The sequence below is a fragment of the Odoribacter sp. genome (genome assembly GCF_985060555.1).
This window is the reverse complement of record NZ_CFKYFN010000065.1, coordinates 14,476-32,956: the sequence shown is the minus strand read 5'-3', so window position 1 is coordinate 32,956 and position 18,481 is coordinate 14,476. Positions and strand designations below refer to the sequence as shown.

At 42.3% G+C, this 18,481-nt stretch carries 17 protein-coding genes; 3 read left to right on the top strand and 14 right to left on the bottom strand.

Translation table 11 applies throughout. The features are described from left to right. Positions 1-171: 171 nt before the first annotated feature. The 9 genes from AC5RDS_RS08875 to AC5RDS_RS08835 all read right to left on the bottom strand — a co-directional run bounded on the left by AC5RDS_RS08875 (position 172) and on the right by AC5RDS_RS08835 (position 7,949). Positions 172-2,376 (bottom strand): GH92 family glycosyl hydrolase, encoded by a 2,205-nt coding sequence (locus tag AC5RDS_RS08875; protein WP_494222307.1) that lies wholly within the window; start codon positions 2,374-2,376, stop codon positions 172-174. 267 nt (positions 2,377-2,643) lie between these two features. Continuing rightward, complete coding sequence (locus AC5RDS_RS08870) at positions 2,644-3,342, bottom strand: tRNA1(Val) (adenine(37)-N6)-methyltransferase (protein ID WP_046450681.1); 699 nt, start codon at positions 3,340-3,342, stop codon at positions 2,644-2,646. 81 nt (positions 3,343-3,423) lie between these two features. After that, positions 3,424-3,840, bottom strand: coding sequence for a DUF5606 family protein (locus tag AC5RDS_RS08865; protein WP_013613696.1), 417 nt, complete (start codon positions 3,838-3,840; stop codon positions 3,424-3,426). 87 nt (positions 3,841-3,927) lie between these two features. Continuing rightward, positions 3,928-4,665, bottom strand: coding sequence for a TerB family tellurite resistance protein (locus AC5RDS_RS08860; RefSeq protein WP_013613697.1), 738 nt, complete (start codon positions 4,663-4,665; stop codon positions 3,928-3,930). 6 nt (positions 4,666-4,671) lie between these two features. Further along, entirely contained in the window at positions 4,672-5,265 is a 594-nt protein-coding gene (gene coaE, locus AC5RDS_RS08855; protein ID WP_013613698.1) for a dephospho-CoA kinase, read from the bottom strand. Then, a complete protein-coding gene (locus tag AC5RDS_RS08850; RefSeq protein ID WP_013613699.1) occupies positions 5,265-6,257 on the bottom strand; it encodes a YbbR-like domain-containing protein in 993 nt (330 codons plus the stop codon). Before AC5RDS_RS08850 ends, coaE begins: the two co-directional genes overlap by 1 nt. Positions 6,258-6,425: 168 nt before the next feature. Further along, positions 6,426-6,734, bottom strand: coding sequence for a preprotein translocase subunit YajC (yajC, locus tag AC5RDS_RS08845; protein WP_013613700.1), 309 nt, complete (start codon positions 6,732-6,734; stop codon positions 6,426-6,428). 33 nt (positions 6,735-6,767) lie between these two features. Then, positions 6,768-7,172, bottom strand: a complete 405-nt coding sequence (locus tag AC5RDS_RS08840; protein ID WP_046402881.1) for a DUF1573 domain-containing protein — start codon at positions 7,170-7,172, stop codon at positions 6,768-6,770. 6 nt (positions 7,173-7,178) lie between these two features. Then, the gene (locus AC5RDS_RS08835; protein ID WP_013613702.1) at positions 7,179-7,949 is read right to left on the bottom strand and encodes an AMP nucleosidase; all 771 of its coding nucleotides are present in this window, start codon (positions 7,947-7,949) and stop codon (positions 7,179-7,181) included. A 188-nt stretch (positions 7,950-8,137) separates the two neighbouring features. On the opposite strand from AC5RDS_RS08835, the gene AC5RDS_RS08830 reads away from it, so the two are divergent. Together AC5RDS_RS08830 and AC5RDS_RS08825 are read left to right on the top strand one after the other, a co-directional pair. Continuing rightward, entirely contained in the window at positions 8,138-9,364 is a 1,227-nt protein-coding gene (locus tag AC5RDS_RS08830) for an S-adenosylmethionine:tRNA ribosyltransferase-isomerase (protein WP_046450679.1), read from the top strand. Between the two features lie 49 nt (positions 9,365-9,413). Beyond that, a complete protein-coding gene (locus tag AC5RDS_RS08825) occupies positions 9,414-9,875 on the top strand; it encodes a type I restriction enzyme HsdR N-terminal domain-containing protein (protein WP_013613704.1) in 462 nt (153 codons plus the stop codon). Between the two features lie 111 nt (positions 9,876-9,986). On the opposite strand, the gene AC5RDS_RS08820 is transcribed toward AC5RDS_RS08825, so the two are convergent. The 5 genes from AC5RDS_RS08820 to AC5RDS_RS08800 form a co-directional block, all read right to left on the bottom strand. Then, positions 9,987-10,364: a hypothetical protein gene (locus AC5RDS_RS08820; protein WP_041557056.1), complete on the bottom strand. Its 378-nt coding sequence runs from the start codon at positions 10,362-10,364 to the stop codon at positions 9,987-9,989. Then, entirely contained in the window at positions 10,361-11,287 is a 927-nt protein-coding gene (locus tag AC5RDS_RS08815; protein ID WP_013613706.1) for a hypothetical protein, read from the bottom strand. Before AC5RDS_RS08815 ends, AC5RDS_RS08820 begins: the two co-directional genes overlap by 4 nt. Before the next feature lie 869 nt (positions 11,288-12,156). Continuing rightward, the gene (locus AC5RDS_RS08810; RefSeq protein ID WP_041557057.1) at positions 12,157-13,707 is read right to left on the bottom strand and encodes a tetratricopeptide repeat protein; all 1,551 of its coding nucleotides are present in this window, start codon (positions 13,705-13,707) and stop codon (positions 12,157-12,159) included. Positions 13,708-13,983: 276 nt separating this feature from the next. Continuing rightward, on the bottom strand, positions 13,984-15,078 hold the full coding sequence (meaB, locus tag AC5RDS_RS08805; protein ID WP_041557649.1) for a methylmalonyl Co-A mutase-associated GTPase MeaB: 1,095 nt from the start codon (positions 15,076-15,078) through the stop codon (positions 13,984-13,986). Between the two features lie 473 nt (positions 15,079-15,551). After that, positions 15,552-17,534 (bottom strand): DUF4954 family protein, encoded by a 1,983-nt coding sequence (locus AC5RDS_RS08800; RefSeq protein WP_013613715.1) that lies wholly within the window; start codon positions 17,532-17,534, stop codon positions 15,552-15,554. Between the two features lie 330 nt (positions 17,535-17,864). On the opposite strand from AC5RDS_RS08800, the gene AC5RDS_RS08795 reads away from it, so the two are divergent. Next, a complete protein-coding gene (locus tag AC5RDS_RS08795) occupies positions 17,865-18,422 on the top strand; it encodes an RNA polymerase sigma factor (protein WP_046403981.1) in 558 nt (185 codons plus the stop codon). Positions 18,423-18,481: the final 59 nt, after the last annotated feature.

The following is an 18,481-nucleotide window of genomic DNA, read 5'->3' as shown; positions in this document are numbered from 1 at the left end:
TACAGAAAAATGACAATAAAAATGACATATGAAGTGATTATACTGGGGCATCTTCATATGCCATTGTATTTTATAGGGACATTTACTGAATATCCCTATTTATCGCTTGGCGGTTGCCGGAAGTTAAAAAATGAACTTAGGACAACCGCCTTTTTTATTTGTGTTTCTTCTTTAAGGGTGGGTAGACAGGACGAATTTCAATTCTCCGCCATTCATGATCTCTTCGTGAGTGATCCAGGTGCGGTCGAGTTTTTTCTCATTCAGATATACTTCCTGTACATAGATGTGCCCGTCCGACTCTTTGTTGGCTGTGATGACGAATTTTTTCTCCGGTCCTGTCGAGAGGGTTATTTTGTCGAACAGCGGAGCGCCCAACTGGTATTTTCCCTCGACCGGATTGACCGGGTAAAAGCCCATGGCCGAGAAGACATACCAGGCGGACATTTGCCCGCAATCTTCATTCCCGCAAAGGCCATCCGGAGTATTGTGATATAATCCGGTCAGAATTTTGTTGACATACAGCTGGGTTTTGTGTGGCTGCCCGACATAATTATATAAATAAGCGATGTGATGGGAAGGTTCGTTCCCATGGGCATATTGTCCGATAAAACCACTGATGTCGGGAGAGGCATTTTCGCCTTCCAGCCGGGCATCCAGGGTAAAGAGACTGTCGAGTTTGGTTATAAAAGCTTCGGCACCTCCGTGCAGGGCGATCAGCCCTTCGACATCGTGTTGCACCAGCCAGGAATATTGCCAGGCGTTACCTTCGGTATATTCATCGTCCCGGTGGTTGGAATAGAGCGGGGAGAAGGGTGTTTTCCATTCTCCGGCAGAAGATTTGCCCCGCATAAAACCGGTACCGGGGTCGAAAAGATTGGTGTAATTGCGGGAGGCGTTTAAAAAGAAAAGATAGTCGTCTTCTTTTTGCAGGGCTTTGGCCATTTGAGCGATACACCAGTCATCGTAAGCATATTCGAGCGTTTTGGATACCGATTCGTTTTCGAGCTCATAAGGAATATAATGGTATTTCCGGTAAACACCCATACCGGCCCGGTCGGTGAGCGACGTTTTTTTCATCGCTTCGTAAGCCTTTTCGACATCAAAATTGCGGATGCCTTTCAGATAGGCTTCGGTGATAACAGGGATGGCATGGTTACCGATCATACAGAACGTTTCGTTGCCCGCTAGTTCCCAAACGGGTAGTAAGCCATAGGCATCATAGTGCTTGAGCATAGAATTGATCATATCCGATACCCGTTTCTTTTGGGTGATGGTGAATAAGGGATGTGCTGCCCGGTAAGTATCCCAAAGGGAAAATACCGAATATTGGTTGTGTTTATGAACACTGTGGATTTCTTTATCGGGGCCTTTATAATTACCGTTTACATCCGAGAAGAGATAAGGTGCTGTGTAAGCATGATACAAAGCGGTATAAAAATTTTCTAAGTCGGCTTCGTTCCGGCCTTCTGCTTTGATTTTTTGGAGCTGTCTTTTCCAGGCGTGGTTGGCATCCCTTTTCACTTTGTCAAAGCTCCAGTGGGAGAGTTCTTTTTCCAGATTGACTATCGCTCCTTCGGTATTGGCAGACGAAATACTGATTTTGGCCAGGATTTTATTGGTCTTCTGGCCGAAATCGACATAGAGATAACATCCTTTGTCGGTTATTTTCTGCCCGTTTTCGAGAGGAGAGAATTTCTTGTATCCTGCTAATACTTCGCAATCCTGTGAAAATTCGATGATAAAGTACACCCGCTGGTCATTGGCCCAGCCTTGCGATTTCCGGTAACCTTCGAGGGTTCGGCTGTTGACTTTACGGATACTTGTTTCTGTCGTTCGGTCCCAGTTGCGGGCGGTGGTTAAATCGATAGTCAGAGCATGGGCCGAGTTGGCAGGGTATTGATAGTAATGGATACCGCATCGGTTGGTGACGGATAATTCTGTTTTTATACCGTTGTCGAATACGACACTGTAATAGCCGGGTTCGGCCTGCTCGTTGCGGTGGGAAAAACGGGCATATCCCGATTGGATATAAGCAGCAGGGCTGATCGATGTATCCGGTGTAGTGCTCACCGGAAGAAACCGGATATCTTGCAGATCACCGATACCTGTGCCGCTTAGATGAGTGTGAGAGAAAGAGGATATGATGCTGTCGGAATAATGATAACCTGAGGTCCAGTCCCAACCGTTACGGGGATTATCGGGGCTGAGCTGAATACCGCCGAAGGGCAGGATCGCTCCCGGAAAACAATGGCCGTGACCGTCGGTACCGATAAAAGGATTTACGTAGGCCGTTATTTTGAGTTCCTTTTCATTTTGACGACAACCGGTTATGCCCAGACATAAAAGAAGACTACAGACAAATAAAAGAGTTTTCATGGACAAAGTCGTAAATTTGAGTGTTGTTAATGATTTCAATGGATAAAGATAGAAAAAAATAAGAGACCGGGGAAACCGATCTCTTATTAATTACTAACTACTAACCTAAACATACAAACTTATGAAAAAAACGTGTCTTTTATTCTTCGTTTTGACATGACAAAGATAAGGCGGTTCCGAATAATTTACAGTTAATGGATCGTTAAATGTCCGGATAGATTTCTTTAAAACCGGGAAATTTCCCTAAAAAAGATAAAAATCAGGCAGTTATTCCATTTTTAGATAAAATTCACGGGTCAAAGCGATGTATTCTTCGCTGTAATGATGGCGGGAAAGTTCTACGGTCAGATCTGTTTCGACCGGAGGAAGAGCTTGTCTTGTCAGTTGGATAAGAAGCCGCTTGGGGGCTTTTCCCGGATTGGGATGTACACGGGTGATTTTCCGGGGGAATAAATGGTATCGCCTGGCATAGGCGATTAACTGGCAAGCTTCTTCTACAGGGAGAATTACCTGGAACTTACCGTGAGGTGTAAGCAGGCGTTCGGCATGAACGATCAATTCGGTATGGGGAAGCGTGCCGGTATGCCGCGCTAAACTACGGCCGTTATCCGGTGCCGGTGTGGAGTGTACGAAAAAAGGAGGATTACAAAGGATACAGTCATAACCGATAGCAGGAAAGAAGGCTTGCAAGGCCTGGGGATATAACCGGATACGTTCGGCCCACGGACTGATTCGAATGTTATAGGCGGCTTCCCGGCAGGCCGCCGGTTCGATTTCCAGGGCATCGATCCGGGCTTGTGCGTTTCTTTGGGCTGCCATGAGTGCGATCAGGCCGGTCCCCGTACCGATATCCAAAATGGACGCCGCCTCTTCAAGCTCTGCCCACGCTCCTAATAATACACCGTCTGTTCCGACTTTCATCGGAGTATGTTCTTGATGGATGACGAATCGCTTGAATTGAAACATCGGTGGTCAGAAATGAAAAGAAGTTGAGATGGTCCGAAAGCCTTTCGGGGCACCCCGACTCCTTTATGTTTTAGGAGGAGGTTATGCTTCTTTTTTCTCTTCTTCTTTGGCTTCTTCATCCAGGTCCAGCATTCCCTTCTCGGTGAGCAGGTTGTACCACTGAATGATTTTTTTCATATCCGAGACATATACCCGTTCCTTATCATATTCCGGAACGATCTCTTCGAAATAAGCCAGAATTTTTTCAGTAGGTTCTTTGTGACTCAGTGCAGATTTTCCATTTTCTTTAGCAGAAATGCGTTTGAAAACTTCTTTCAAAGGCATATCTTCAGCCTCAGTATAAATAGAGATATCTTCCAGTGCAATAATTTTTGAATTTGAATAGGCGGGGAAACGCTTGCCATCGATAAGTGATTCGACGATAATGGCATTAGAAGAATTACTGATCAGTTTTTGTAAACCAGGCTTTCCTGAAATGGATAAAATTTCTTTTAACATAGTTCGTTATTTGAAGTTTCACAAAAATGAGTTGCAAAACTAGTGCATTTAATTGGAAATTGAAAATGTTCATCTTACAATCTGATACTAATTCATGCCTCTTTGTTTTTTGATCTTTTCGTAAGCGACGTTGATCCGGCTGAATTTTTCTTCCGCAGCTTTCCGGATATCTTCTCCGAGGTGCCCTACTTTATCGGGATGATTTTCCATTGCTATTTTGCGGTAAGCTTTTTTGATCTCTTCATTACTGGCACTGCTGTCGATGCCCAAAACCTGATAGGCGGATTCGATGTCATCGTAATACATGGATTTTACGGACATGAAAGTGACATGATCGATGCCCAGCCGGTTGGAAATATTTTCGAGCAGACCGATCTCGGCCGTACTGACGGTGCCGTCTGCTTTGGCAATACCGAACAGGAAATAGAGCAATTGTACTTTAGAAGCTTCAGGCATCTGAAAACGGATTTGCTGACATACATCGTCGACAGGGATATCTCGTGTACTCAGTTCTTTGATCATTTGCATGGCCTCACGTGTGGCTTCGATGCCGAAATTCCGGATGAGAAATGTTTTGACATAATCGAGTTCGGAACGCATGATCCGGCCGTCGGCTTTCATCACTGCGGTCGCCAACACGGTCAGACTGAAAGTAAAATCACCACGCCCGGTTTGGCCCGGAGGAATAGGTCCCCCGTCCGATGGGATCGCAATGGTCTGGATGTTGTCGAACATCGACCCGATAAACAATCCGAATAAAGCACCGAGAGGTCCCCCCAGTGCTAATCCTAAACCTGCACCAATCCATTTTCCATATTTTGCCATGACTATTTATTGTATTTTTAAATTCAACTTATTCAAAACATCCAGGACTTGCTGTACGACCATATGGTCCTCGTCGTTGTAAATGATGAAATCCGAATTTTTACATTTTTCTGTGTCGGCAGCCTGGTTTTGCATTCTTTCTTTTACCTTGTCTTCATTCGTCGCATCCCGAAGAATCACTCTTTTTAAACGGGTGGCTTCTGATGCTGTTACACAAATAATAAAATCAAAATGACGGGTGAGACCGGCTTCAAAAAGAATAGCCGATTCGAAGAAGACCAAAGGACTGTTCTGCTGTTCCCGCCAGTGTTGAAAATCACGGATTACCCGGGGATGAACGATCCGGTTCACCTGACTCAGGGCTTGTGGATTTTTGAAGATGATATCCGCTAATAATTTTTTGTCGAGCATTCCTCGGGGGGTATACAGATCCGCCCCGAACAGACCGGTAAGGTCGTTACGGATTTCTACAGAACGATTGATTAACCGGGAAGCTTCCGGGTCGGCGAGATAGACCGGATAACCCAGTTGTTTCAAGATACCGGCGATCGTACTCTTCCCTGAACCTATGCCACCTGTTAAACCGATAGAATGTATCATTATTTTTTTTCCAATATATATTCGACCTTTTGGGGGGTATAGGACAAGTTTTTGATGTAATCCGGTGCTTTTACAACCTTGACTTCCAGATAAGTGACATCTGCATTTTTCGGATAATCTACAGAAAAGATGAAATCGCTGGCTGTAATTTTATCGTATTTACTCAGTCCTATTTCATAACTGATATTGACATTATCCGGGAAGAGCCGGAGCGTCAAAGAATCGGGGACATGAAGGGGGGTGATCGGGATGATCTTCCTGGCCTCCGTAAATTGCTCTACTTGTATATCGACTTCCACAGCGGTTTCCTGAGGAGTGCAATAGGGTAAAGCGACTAATTCTGCTGTACGGGTTATATTTTTACTGATATTTTTCAGCTTGATAAGTTCGGTCGGGATACAGTGTAAAGTGTCCAGTATATTGACCGGTCCTTCTATCCAGGTACTATCGGGAGCTACCGTTATCTGGTTGACGATATATTGTCTTTTCAGGGTGTAATCCACAATAGGCCGGATGGCTACCTTTTTCCGGCCCGATTGTGCGAATTGGAATACGATCTCTTCCGGAGCTACACTCTGTAATTGAATTTCCGTATTTAATTGACTGCTGATTTTGTCTTTGATGTCGTTGGTGTTCAGGATGAATTCCTGTATGCCTGCCTTGTCGGAGAGGGCATGATTACAATAACTGCCTACATTAAAAGTAATGGGCAGAAAAGAAGTGCGGATGCTATGTCCCAATAAAGCAAATCCTTTGGCTTTTACCGTGAGCTGGATTTGGGTGGGGAGTTCTGCAACGGGATATTTTCCCGCGGGGAAATTGGTGTACTTGACCGGATAGGTTATTTCTGTCAGATAATCTTTGCTCAAAGTGTTCAGAAACCATAAGATGGAAGCTATGACAACACAAATCAGGTAGGAGACGATATTCCGGTTGAGGTATTTCTCCTTAAACTGCTGGATTTGCTGAAGGTTGACTTTGGGCAAGTACATGGAATCGGTTTTTATGATAAAATAGTCACATCGATCCGTCGGTTTTCGGGGGATCGGCTTTCTTTTCAGAGACAGACCGGCGAAGAGGATTGGCAGGACTGAAGCCGCTGATCCGTAGTTCGGTCAGTGCATAGGTCTGCCAATCGTTCCGGACGTCGGTCGGGTGATTTATTTTGCCGGAGTAGCGTCGGTCATGTCTTTTATAACTGCCGATTTGTCGATTTTCAGGCGGTTTTGGCCTTCCACTTCCATGATAATATAATAATCCCCGATTTCGAGTACTTTTCCATAAATACCTCCGGTCGTCACAATCTTATCTCCTTTTTTCAGTGAGTCACGGAAGTTTTTCAATTCTTTCTGTCTTTTCATCTGAGGACGAATCATAAAGAACCAGAATACGACGATGATCAGGATCAAGGGTAAGAAATTCATTAAACCGTTGCTTTGTTGTTGTAATACAATAAGTAATGTGTTCATAATTGTTGTTTATTAATTTAAAATGATTTGATTTTATTCTTTTACAGTCGCGGTAAAACTCAGGATAACCTGTTTTTCCGGAATGTTTGCAAATATACGGATTTCTTTGTATTGTTTACCGTATCTGCCTTCAGAGTTGAAGGCAATTTCTATTTTTCCTTCTTTCCCGGGGCGAACGGGAGCTTTGTCATAATCGGCTGTTGTACATCCACATCCCGTTTCCACATTTTTAATCAGCAGGTTTTGGGTCCCTGTGTTTTTGAAATAGAAGGTATGGGTTACCGTTTCACCTTGGGTGATGTTACCGAAGTCCCAGGTCTTCTTTATCCATTCCACCCGGGTGTCGGCTGGCGGAACGGAAGAATTTTGTTTTTCTTTACACGAAAAAAGAAATAGATAAAAAGTAAAAAGTAGAAAATAAGAAATTTGTTTCTTCATCTTCGATTAAAAAATCAGGTGTTTTACGGAGTAATTTTTTTCTTTGATATTATTCAGGACCTCTACGCCTATTTCCAGATGTTGTTTAACGAAATTCTGCGTGACGTGTTTGTCCGATTCGGCTGTTTTTATTCCGTCGGAGATCATGGGACGGTCGGAGACTAACAGTAAGGCACCTGTCGGGATACGATTGGCAAAACCGACAGTAAAGATCGTGGCCGTTTCCATATCGACCGCCATGGCCCGGGTACTTTTCAGGTATTCTTTAAAACGATCGTCGTATTCCCATACCCGTCGGTTCGTCGTGTAGACTACGCCGGTATAATATTCCCGCCCATGATTCGTGATGGCCTTCGAACAGGCTTTTTGAATGCTGAAAGCCGGTAGGGCAGGCACTTCGTGAGGCAGATAATCGTCGGAGGTTCCTTCGCCTTTTATCGCAGCGATGGGAAGAATATAATCACCCACGGAGTTCTTTTCCTTAATCCCGCCACATTTACCGATAAAAAGCACGGCTTCGGGCTCTATGGCCGAAAGTAAATCCAGTATGGTGGCGGCATTCGGACTGCCCATACCGAAATTGACCAGCGTAATCCCGTTACAGGAGACATTAGGCATGGTCTTGTCTGCTCCGACGATAGGTACCTGATATAATTCGGAGAATAGTTCCAGATAATATTCGAAGTTGGTGAGTAAAATATATTTTGAAAAATCTTTTAATTCTCTTCCCGTATACCGGGGTAACCAATTGTCTACAATGTCTTTCTTTGTTTTCATAACCTGATCTTTGATCTTTTTGTTATCTTTGGATAAGATTAGGATGCGGTTCAGTAGGGTCAAATTGAAAATAAATTTTCATTTGTCACTGTTCTCACCTTTCACTATCTTTGACCGATTTTGCAAAATGCAATCCCCGGCCTTTCAGAACATAAAAATAGAATATTATTGTCAAACGACAAAATGATATGGATAGAGAACTGGATAAACTCAGGAATATAAGGATTGAAGACTATACTTACAATTTGCCCGACGAACGGATAGCAAAATTCCCTTTGGCCGAACGAGAGGCTTCTAAATTGTTGATATATAGGGGTGGACGGATAGAAGAAAGTCGTTTTTCAGAGGTGCGTCGCCTCCTTAGGGCTGGACAGATGCTTGTGTTCAACAATACGAAAGTCATTCATGCCCGTCTGTTTTTCCGCAAGGCGACAGGAGCTGTGATCGAAGTGTTTTGTCTCGAACCGTATCTGCCGGTCGATTATGCTCAGAATTTTGCAGCTCGTGATAGTTGTGAATGGAGTTGTATGGTGGGGAACCTGAAAAAATGGAAGGAAGGGAGCATTGCCTGTGACTTTACCTATGGCGAAGCGACCTATCGGTTAACCGCCGAAAAGGTGCGGCAACAAGAGGGGGAGTTGATTATCCGTTTTAGCTGGACGGGAGGTCTTTCGTTCAGTGAAGTGCTGGAAGGATGCGGCCGGATTCCGATCCCTCCTTATCTGAACCGGGAATCGGAAGCTTCCGATGAAGTCCGATACCAAACGGTGTATTCCAAAGAAGAAGGGTCTGTGGCAGCTCCGACTGCCGGATTACATTTTACCCGGGCGATTTTAAACGATCTGAAAGAGAAAGGTGTGCATGTCCGGGAATTGACCTTGCATGTCGGGGCAGGTACTTTCCGGCCGGTAAAAGCAGAGACGATCGGAGATCACGATATGCATACGGAACATTTGGTCATTTCCCGCGAATTGGTAGAACAATTGAAGGAGAAGACCGGTGATATCGTTGCAGTGGGAACAACCTCGGTACGTACGTTGGAAAGTTTATACTGGATGGGGGTGAAACGCCTGGCAGGACAGGAGGATTTTTTTACGCTAGGACAATGGGAAGCGTATACTTTACCTCAGGATTATTCTTTGAGGGAAGCCATGGAAGCCTTGTGCGGTTGGTTCGACACAGCTTGTCAGGAGTTGCTGAAAGCCCGTACGACGATTATTATTGTTCCCGGGTACCGCTATCGGGTGATCGATGCCATGTTCACTAATTTCCATCAACCCCAAAGTACCTTGTTGTTATTGGTCGGTGCGGCCGTCGGAGAGGATTGGCACAAAATTTATGATTACGCGCTGACTCATGATTTCCGGTTTTTGAGTTATGGAGATAGTAGTTTGTTGGAGGTGAAAAAGTCATAGGCTATAAACTAAAGGCGAAAATAAAGCGAGGAGAAAAATAGTGAAGGATATGTTAGAGCTTTCGTTACCGGGATTCGATTATAAGGTGAAAAAGCAAAACGGGACGGTGATGATATTCGATATCGTCCGGAAGAAGTATGTGGTCCTGACGCCTGAAGAATGGGTACGGCAACATGTGGTGCATTATCTGGTAGAAAAGAAAGGATATGCGATCTCCCGGGTTGCCGTCGAAAGAGAAATTGAACTGTATGGCCTGAAAAGGCGTTTCGATATCGTGGTTTTCGACCGGAGCGGTAATCCTTGGCTGCTGGTCGAATGTAAAGCGCCTGCTGTGGCACTTACCCAAAAAGTGTTCGACCAGGTGTTTCGCTATAATCTGACACTGGCAGCTCCCTATGTAGCCATTACCAATGGGGTTCGCCATTTTTGCGGTTATATGAATCAGGAAAACGACTTCTGTTTTCTGGACGATTTCCCGGAATTTTCCCAGGAGAGGGAACTATTGGCCTGATTCCTTATTTATACGTAAATCCCATCCAGGTATGCCTGTTATTGATAGAACAAGCTATCCGGGAAGGGATTTGTGCTGATGACGTGGTGAAGCTTTCCGTGATTCTGAATGTTATCTTTTTTTAATCACGATATTTTTCCCGCCCATGAGGTTCGTTTGGTTCTTTCTTCCACTTTTATAAGCGATTTGTGTCAACAGATTGGCTGGCCCTTCTTTTATGTTTTCCGGTATCCAGACAATAGAGTCCCGGTACGGTTTGAGCACGCCGATCAAATGATCATTATTCCAGTTTTCCCAATAGACTCTGATATCTAAGTCCTGGTTGATCACTCCCTTGATGGTTACAGGTTCATTCAGATAAACGGTATCCGAAACGGTCAACGAATAACTAATCTCTTCCGCATTCAGGTAATCTTTCTCGCAACTGTTCATAAACAGTAAAAGGCTTGCTAAAATCATACCGGTAATTACTGAGCATTTTTTCATCATTCTCCAAAATTTTCTGTTATTAAAGGCCTTATAATTTGTGGGGTTCCTGTGGTAGGAATAATAAAGGGCAAAGAAATAAATGAATCTCTTGTATAAACAACAACAGCCCCGCTATTACCTGTACCACGAGTACTAACTCTAGTTTGTACAAAACTTATATCTTTTTCATTAATGGAAATATATTTTTCTGGAATCCATAAATTTGAGGGAGATAAAAAATAGTTCATTGTCATAGTCTTTTTTTCTCCAACAGAACCTCCACCTCCTAAGCCCTCGAATCTTACATTGCGTGTGGAGTAATTTCCGTCTTCTTTCTTATAAACTCCTTTTGAGCAATAAAAACCAAGAACATCTACAGAATGGACTGTTTTGTACCTTTTATATCTTCCTAATACTCTTTTGTATGATGTAGATTCTAATTGTAATATTTGCTTTCCAACCCATTCTCCGTTAGTATTTCGAACAATTTCTCGAATATATAATACTGTAACATGTACACGTCGTTTATTACCTGTATATGTTGAAGAAGCTATGGGGTATCTTGGTTCTTGTTTTGTTCGTGTTTGGGGAGAGTTGTTAACAATATATTTTCTGCTTTCTATGTTCCTAAGTTGATTGTCTTTAGTAATAATTTCATCTGAAATCACTTGATGTTTATATTTATTGATGAAAAAATATCCCTCATTATTACAAATTAGTTGATATAATCGAGAGGGTACTTTGGCTTGAATTGTTTCATTTTCATCTAAATACACTAAATTTTCGTATTGTTTTAATTTCTTTTCAAAAGATACACTATCAGAAAAAATATCTTCCTCTGCATTTGAAATTGCATGATATAACGAATAAAAATTATTTGTTTTTTCCCATGCAAAAAATTCCTCATCAGACATTTTTTCTAACACATTTACTAATGTACTCATTGCTTCGGGAGATTTGAAATGTAGAATACCGTCTATAATTTCATAGGAATTCTGTTGGGAACAGCCTTTAGTTGAAGGAAGATCTTCTTTTTCTATTATTTTTTCTTCACAAGAAAAAAAATAATAAAATTATACTAATACATTTTAATAGTTTATTCATAGTTTTAAAAATTAAAATTGATGGATTAAAATTATAGAATAAATTAAGGATTCAATTAATATACCTCTTGTTTCTAATTGTAATGTTGTTTTTTTATACACTGATTGTGAGTTTGTTATAAAAATAGTATTAAGAAAAATTGGTAAAAGGTGATAATTCGTTTATAAGGGGTGGAAACTGGAGACTTGTTATTCGGGAATCTAAACGGGGGCAGTCTGTTTTATAGGTAAATGATAGGAGTACTGCTTGCCGTATATTCCTGCTGTAGGGTTTCGGTGAGTGATTTCAGGATATTCGTCCTTTTGTTTCATTCGGGCGTATGTTTCCGGATTTTCTCCCGTATGTTTTTCCAAAAAGATACGGACGAATTTTAAAAAAGATATGTATGGATTTTAACGAAGATATGTATGGATTTCCCGGGGGAGAATGATCTTTCCCGGATCAGAGTCGGTTTGCAATTCAGTGATACATTTAGGGTAAACATATATTAACTGCCAAAATTCTATTAAATACAAATTCTAAATGGTGTAATCTGGTATGTAGGTGCCTTATCTTATTTTGTGGATTCTGTATTTGTAATTTGTGTTTTTGTAATTGTAAAACAGAAAAATGTGTGTCTGTAAATCAGTTTGTTGTGATTGGACAGGTTTGTAAATTTGGTAAAAAAATGAAATTGAATTGTAAGGTCGTATTTATCCTGCTTTTTCTTCTATGAATTGTCCAGTAAGGAGAGTATTATTGTTAAGATATCGGCCCGTTCGTCCATACCCAATTTTTTCCGGATAGCCGTTTTCCGTTTGTGGATTGAATAGACACTTTGCCGGATGACAAAAGCGATTTCATCGGTTTTGAAACCACCTCGGATCAGACAACACAATTGAATTTCTTTTTCGTTCAGGGAAGGAAACTTATCCTTCAATTTTTGCTGGAAATTGTTGTATAAATAATTTATGGTGAAATAGAGTTCATCCCAGTTTAAATCGGTCTGTCCGATGTCTCCCAGAATTTCATTATACATTTTTAAAAATGCCTGATGCTTGTCATGGGGATAGCTTGAAATAAAAGCTAATTTTTTGGATACTTCCAATTTATTCAACAACAGTTCTTTAAATTTATCCTGACATCGGTTTTGTTCTTGGCATAAATGCTGTAGAGTTTCGATCATTTGGCAGGCGTTCAGGTATTTTTCCCGTCTTTTTTTCAATAAGATACCGATATAAGTGGCTAGTAGTATAAAAAGTAAAGCCAGAACGAGGCTACCGTTGACCAATAGCATGCGCTGGCGGACCAGCCTGCGGTTTTCGCGTTGCCATTTCTTTTGGTGGTGGCGGTTGACGATATTGTCGATGCGTTCTTCGGTCTTGTTTAGTTGGTAATCTGTAATATAGGTCGTATATTTCTTATAATGATTTAATGCCGACTGATAGTCTTTCTTTAACTCGGCAATTTGGTATAGTTGTTTATAATATTGGGCTTGTAATTTTTCCGAATCGTCCGTTGACACGGATGCCTTTTTCAGATAATACCTGGCAGAATCCAGCTGTTGGCGATGTAGATAAATTTCACTTAAAAGGAGATAACCCTGTTTCTGAAACTCCGGATTCGGATCATATTTTAAGGCATTATGCGTGTAAAGAATTGCATTCGCTGTATTTTGTGTGTTCGAATAAGAAATACCGATCTGCAACATGAGGTAAGCCACATTTACCGAATCCTGTAAATTCAAAGCGTTTAGCTCGGCCTTTTTATAATATGTCCGGGCTGCTGCATATTGTCTGGTGTTGAGCAGACAGTCGCCCATTTCATAATTGCTGTATTTATTCTGGGGAGAGTGATATTCTATGGCTTTTTGGTAAGATTCGATACTCGCTTGTTGGTCACGGCGAAGTTTATATAGCTCTCCGAGGTGATAATGAATTTGAAATAAGAGCATACTGTCTTGTCGTGGTGCATTCTCTTTTGCTTCCGACAGGTTGATAGAGGCTTTTTCATAATAACCGTTCTTGCTGTCCATGATACCCGTAAATAAATAGGCCCACCCTGCTTTGGTTGAATCACCCTGTTGCTGAAAATATCGGGCTGTATTAGAAAGGGGAGGATATACCGAGATATCCTGATAGGCTTCGTAAGCAGCATGAACTTTTAATAAATATAGGTTGTGACGGGCATTCCGTTTTAATATTTTTTGGGAAATGGAATCCAGCAGCTTCAAAGCTTGTTGAGGGGAGGAATAAATCAATTGTGCAGCTTGATTCAGCATTCTTTCTGAAGGATATCGATTTCGGCAACTGCCCCAAAGGCTTGCAAAAATAAAGATGAACAGACAGCTTTTCATATTTGGTTCGAAAGGTTTGTATTCACTTTGCTAAGTTTACTTTTTTCAGTATGCTGATTGGCGAATCTGCAGTTCTGATAGATAGGTCAGTAGTTTCAGTTCCACCAATCAGCAGGGGGCCGATTTTTGAATAAGATGCTAATTACGAAAAGTCATAGATTCGACTTTTCGGGCAGTCTCGGTAATCGGGATAGCGCTCCTCTATTTGTTTGTATTGAAATAGTTGTCCAACAGTTCGAAAGCAACGGCAAAGGAGCTGACCTGATTACTCATGACCTGTTTTTCTGCTATTTTTAAATTTTCCTTTTGGCTTTGATAGAAATGGTTGCGTAATTGTTCGTCGATGGTTTCGTACATCCAGTATTTGGATTGTTCGGCACGGCGGACATCGAAATAACCGTTTTGTTGAGTTTCACTGCAATAGTGCAGGATATTTTCCCAAATAGCATCGATACCGGTGCGTTCATAAGCGGAACAAGTCATGACTTTGGGCATGACGCCGGATTCGTGGGGCGGGAAAAAGTGCAGGGCGGTCTGGAGCTGCGCTTTAGCTAGTTCTGCCCGTTGAATGTTGTTCCCGTCGGCTTTGTTGATAATGATGCTGTCGGCCATTTCCATGATTCCCCGTTTGATGCCCTGAAGCTCGTCTCCGGCTCCGGCAATTTGTACCAGCAGGAAAAAGTCGACCATCGAGTGTACGGCTGTTTCGCTTTGGCCTACACCGACCGTCTCGATGAGGATGATGTCGAAGCCGGCTGTTTCACAAAGGATCATGGCTTCGCGGGTTTTCCGGGCGACACCACCTAAGGAACCTGCTGACGGGGAAGGCCGAATGTAAGCATGAGGATCACAGGCAAGCTCTTCCATACGGGTCTTGTCGCCCAGGATACTTCCTTTCGACCGTTCACTACTCGGGTCGATGGCCAATACAGCGATTTTATGTCCCTGGCCGGTGAGATATTTTCCGAAACTTTCGATGAAAGTACTCTTGCCGGCTCCCGGTACACCCGTGATACCGATCCGTACAGACCGTCCGGAGGAGGGCAGGCAACGGTTGATCACTTCCTGGGCAACGGCCTGGTGCTCGGGTTTGGCACTTTCTACCAGCGTGATCGCCTGGCTTAGGATGTTGATGTTTCCTTTCAGAATACCTTCGACATAATCGTCGGTGGTCAGGGTTTGCCTCCGTATATTTTTCAGGCGCGCAGCAATATTGGGATTCATGGGATCGGGCTGCTCGATGCCTTTGTTCACCTTTAATCCTTCATATTCCGGAGCATTCTCCGGATGTTCTATACATTCTGACATAATTTCCCAGATTTGATTTGTTTCACGCAAAGATAGGATAAAAAGGTGGATTTTCATAAAAAACAGCCGGTAACCGAAAGTCTGGAAAGAAACGATTGATTTGCCGACTGCCTGCTGGGTTTTTGGAACTCCGCTATATAATAGGGGACAGGCAAGTTTTGCGTACTTTTTAATAAAAAAATAAGCGTGGAACTTGCACATACCCGGAATCAAGGGAACTGGTATTCCACAACAACCGGGTAAGACAAGCTCACGCTTAGAATATGTATATTTATATACGTACTCACTACGCGAGCGTTGTCAATATCCGCCTTAGTTGTTGTAAATGAATCACAATTGAAATTACCAGTTTCTTGATTCTAAGGCGCTTTTGAAAACGCTACATGAAATAAAAAAATGCCGATACCTCTTGTATCCGGCTTTACAAAGAAATATAATTTTTAGTTTATATCCAATTATTTTTAAATATTTTTTAATCGTTCGATCAATTCATCACCTAAAGCGGTTTTTGCCTTTATGTGTTCCTGGACGGTTTCCACGAAAGGATTATTTTCAAAAGCTCCCCGTACCTGTTCGAAATCGATCTTCTTTTGTTTTTGATTACCGTCGGCTCCGAAACCGGTTTGAGCTGTCATGGAAAATTCTTTTTTCGCATCTTCATAAAGCATTTTATCGAGATTGACCACAGCTTCTTTCCAGGTATTCACTATCCGGATCACATCCCCGGCTGTGATACTTTCAGGTGTGACCCGGTACCAGGGTTGCATGACTTCCCAAGCCCAGGTCCATTCGAGTTGATAATAGTCGGCATGAAGTTGGCGGAAAGTATCCGTGATCTGTCCGACAGATTCGATCTCTCCGTTTTCTATCCGGCGGATCAGGCGGATGATCCCTTGTTGGGGGACGATCAGACCGGAAAGGTCTACCCATTCGCCGCTACCTTCTGTCCGGGTAGGGGCCAGGCGCTGGCGGATCTCTTCGTTGTTGTGAAATGTCAGGTTTTCCAGCCTTTTAATGATCGAGTTCCCTAGAAATTTGTTGATAGCCATGGAATAATATTGGATACCTTTTTTCAGGGAATTACTTTTGATGTGTGCACTTTGGTATGAATATTCTTCCGAAGTTTCACCGGACACCTGTTGCAGGGTGCGGAGTACTTCTATACCGCTCAGCATTTTCTGAATGGTATAGGGACTGAGCAGGTTAAAATTGATATAATCGAGTTGATGGCTGTCTTTGCGTTTGTCACGTTTGGGCCATTTCTGAGCATCCCGGATCGTACCGACACTCCTTAGATTGACTGCCGGTACCAGATAAGTCTGGTTATTTTGTTCGATCAGATAGGAAAAAGGCAGGTCCGAAGTATCCGGATGGCTGACATGTCGCCCCATAATCAAAGAAAAAGCCCCGATTTTCGCCGGCCAGAGTATATAAGAATCACTGGTTGTTTTCGAACCGCGTTCGACGATACCTTGGTGGATGGGTCCCAATTTATAAAGATGATTGCTTTGGTTTGAACCACTACCGGCATTCAGAAAAGAGAACATACCGGCGATCAACAGACTGGATTTATGCATGGTCACCGTATAAGGACCGGCAAATACGGCACAAGCCTCTCCGTTTTCTCCCTGGCAATTGCTGAAGAATAGAGAATCATGAGCTGAGAACAGATGGCCTAAATGACAGGCTTGCCCGATGAAACACCGTACTAAAGCTGCTCCGTCGTTGATACAGGTGCCCGAAGAAAAAATGAAATCTTCAGCCATCACATTATGACCGATAAATACCGGTGCTTCTGCATTACTGTTGATGGAACCGTTTTTCAAACGGGATGTACCTTCGATGGTCGTGTAATCGCCTATGCAGACGTTACGGATCGTTCCGGTGTTGATGATTCGTACGTGATTACCGATTTTTCCTTCTGTCGAGGACACTTGCTCGGTATATCGTTCGATCAGTGCCTTGAGACGCTCGGTCAGGACAGGAAAATGGCGGTATAGGGCGATAATATAAGCCAGATGGGCCGATAATTCATTGAAAATAGGCACTTCCCGTCCTCCGGTTTCATTCAATACAGCCACTAAAGTTCCGTTTCCAAAGGACGAACGTCCTTCCGTTACGATCAGATTGGCATTCTGTATAAAACAATTTTCTCCGATCCGGTAGTTGGCGATATAATTGGGGATATTTTCGATCAGGACATTATTACCCACCCGGCAATTGTGTAAAGTGACATTGAACAAACCGGCATGTCTGGGGAGTCCTCCCTCTAAAATGAACTCGTAATCGAATATACCTAGTTCGATATCTCCTGAAAAACGGACATTTTGTATATAATCGGTTTTAAATCCGGAAGCAACTTTTACACGTTGCCAATCTGTCGAACTGCAGCCTTGTGCTTGCAGCCGGGTGATTTCCTCCTGGGTCAGATTTCTCGATACCATACGATTTTGTTATTTTATCTGAATGCAAAGATATACTTTTTGCATCAATATTTATCCGGTGGATAGAAACGGTCGGGGAAATGAATGAACGCTTAAAAATAAATAGAAGTTTGTTTGGTTAAGTGGTTTGTAATCAGTGTGATGGAGTGTGAATCGCCTGAAGAAACGAATATTTTTTGCTTTTCAATAAGAAAAAAGTAATTATATTTGTTCGGTTTTACGGAAGTGATCCTAAGGAGACTTTCAGTGCTGATACCGTGGTTTTAAATATCCTGAGGTCTGAAATTGATTATTATTTTTAGCTTCGTCGGTAAAAGTTGTGCAACGTGAATGAATAAAGAAATCCTTTTTGAAGATATCAAGTGTGGGAATTTGAGTGCTTTTGAGGCATTATTTCGGCAGTATTATCCCTCTATGTGTGTGATTGCCGGAAAATTGGTCGCTAACAGGGAAGTGGCAGAGGATATTGTACAGGATGTTTTTATCCGTTTATGGGAAAAAAAGGCGGAATATGACAAAATACCGGATTTCAGGACTTTTCTTTACGTTGCAGTGCGTAATCTTTGTTATAATTACCTGAGAGATAAAAAGAAAACGATCGATTTTTCCCAGATCGAACTGTCTGATAAACAACTTTCTTTTCAAGAACAACTGATACAGGAAGAAACATATCGCTTGATCTCTAATGCAATTGCGGAATTACCTGTACAAAGTGGAAAAATTATGCGGCTGGCTCTCGAGGGAAAGCAAAATAAAGAAATCTCGGAAATATTGGGAATCGCAGTTACTACTGTAAAAACCCTGAAATACAACGCACTGAAAATGTTGAAAAATTCCCTGAAAGGTTATTTCCCCGTGTTGTTGTATATTTTATTCCGGAAAAAATAAAAAAAATGATTCCCATTCATCCTTTTACAATCTTTGTGTGTTCTTAGGACAGAATCTTG

Coding starts and splice junctions, on each gene's coding strand:
- AC5RDS_RS08865 (WP_013613696.1), bottom strand. CDS start 3,840: ATGTTAAAAGAAATTTTATCCATTTCAGGAAAGCCTGGTTTACAAAAA.
- AC5RDS_RS08875 (WP_494222307.1), bottom strand. CDS start 2,376: ATGAAAACTCTTTTATTTGTCTGTAGTCTTCTTTTATGTCTGGGCATA.
- AC5RDS_RS08835 (WP_013613702.1), bottom strand. CDS start 7,949: ATGAAAACAAAGAAAGACATTGTAGACAATTGGTTACCCCGGTATACG.
- coaE (WP_013613698.1), bottom strand. CDS start 5,265: ATGATACATTCTATCGGTTTAACAGGTGGCATAGGTTCAGGGAAGAGT.
- AC5RDS_RS08795 (WP_046403981.1), top strand. CDS start 17,865: ATGAATAAAGAAATCCTTTTTGAAGATATCAAGTGTGGGAATTTGAGT.
- AC5RDS_RS08830 (WP_046450679.1), top strand. CDS start 8,138: ATGGATAGAGAACTGGATAAACTCAGGAATATAAGGATTGAAGACTAT.
- AC5RDS_RS08820 (WP_041557056.1), bottom strand. CDS start 10,364: ATGATGAAAAAATGCTCAGTAATTACCGGTATGATTTTAGCAAGCCTT.
- AC5RDS_RS08840 (WP_046402881.1), bottom strand. CDS start 7,172: ATGAAGAAACAAATTTCTTATTTTCTACTTTTTACTTTTTATCTATTT.
- AC5RDS_RS08810 (WP_041557057.1), bottom strand. CDS start 13,707: ATGCTGAATCAAGCTGCACAATTGATTTATTCCTCCCCTCAACAAGCT.
- AC5RDS_RS08825 (WP_013613704.1), top strand. CDS start 9,414: ATGTTAGAGCTTTCGTTACCGGGATTCGATTATAAGGTGAAAAAGCAA.
- AC5RDS_RS08815 (WP_013613706.1), bottom strand. CDS start 11,287: ATGAGTACATTAGTAAATGTGTTAGAAAAAATGTCTGATGAGGAATTT.
- AC5RDS_RS08850 (WP_013613699.1), bottom strand. CDS start 6,257: ATGTACTTGCCCAAAGTCAACCTTCAGCAAATCCAGCAGTTTAAGGAG.
- AC5RDS_RS08870 (WP_046450681.1), bottom strand. CDS start 3,342: ATGTTTCAATTCAAGCGATTCGTCATCCATCAAGAACATACTCCGATG.
- AC5RDS_RS08800 (WP_013613715.1), bottom strand. CDS start 17,534: ATGGTATCGAGAAATCTGACCCAGGAGGAAATCACCCGGCTGCAAGCA.
- AC5RDS_RS08860 (WP_013613697.1), bottom strand. CDS start 4,665: ATGGCAAAATATGGAAAATGGATTGGTGCAGGTTTAGGATTAGCACTG.
- yajC (WP_013613700.1), bottom strand. CDS start 6,734: ATGAACACATTACTTATTGTATTACAACAACAAAGCAACGGTTTAATG.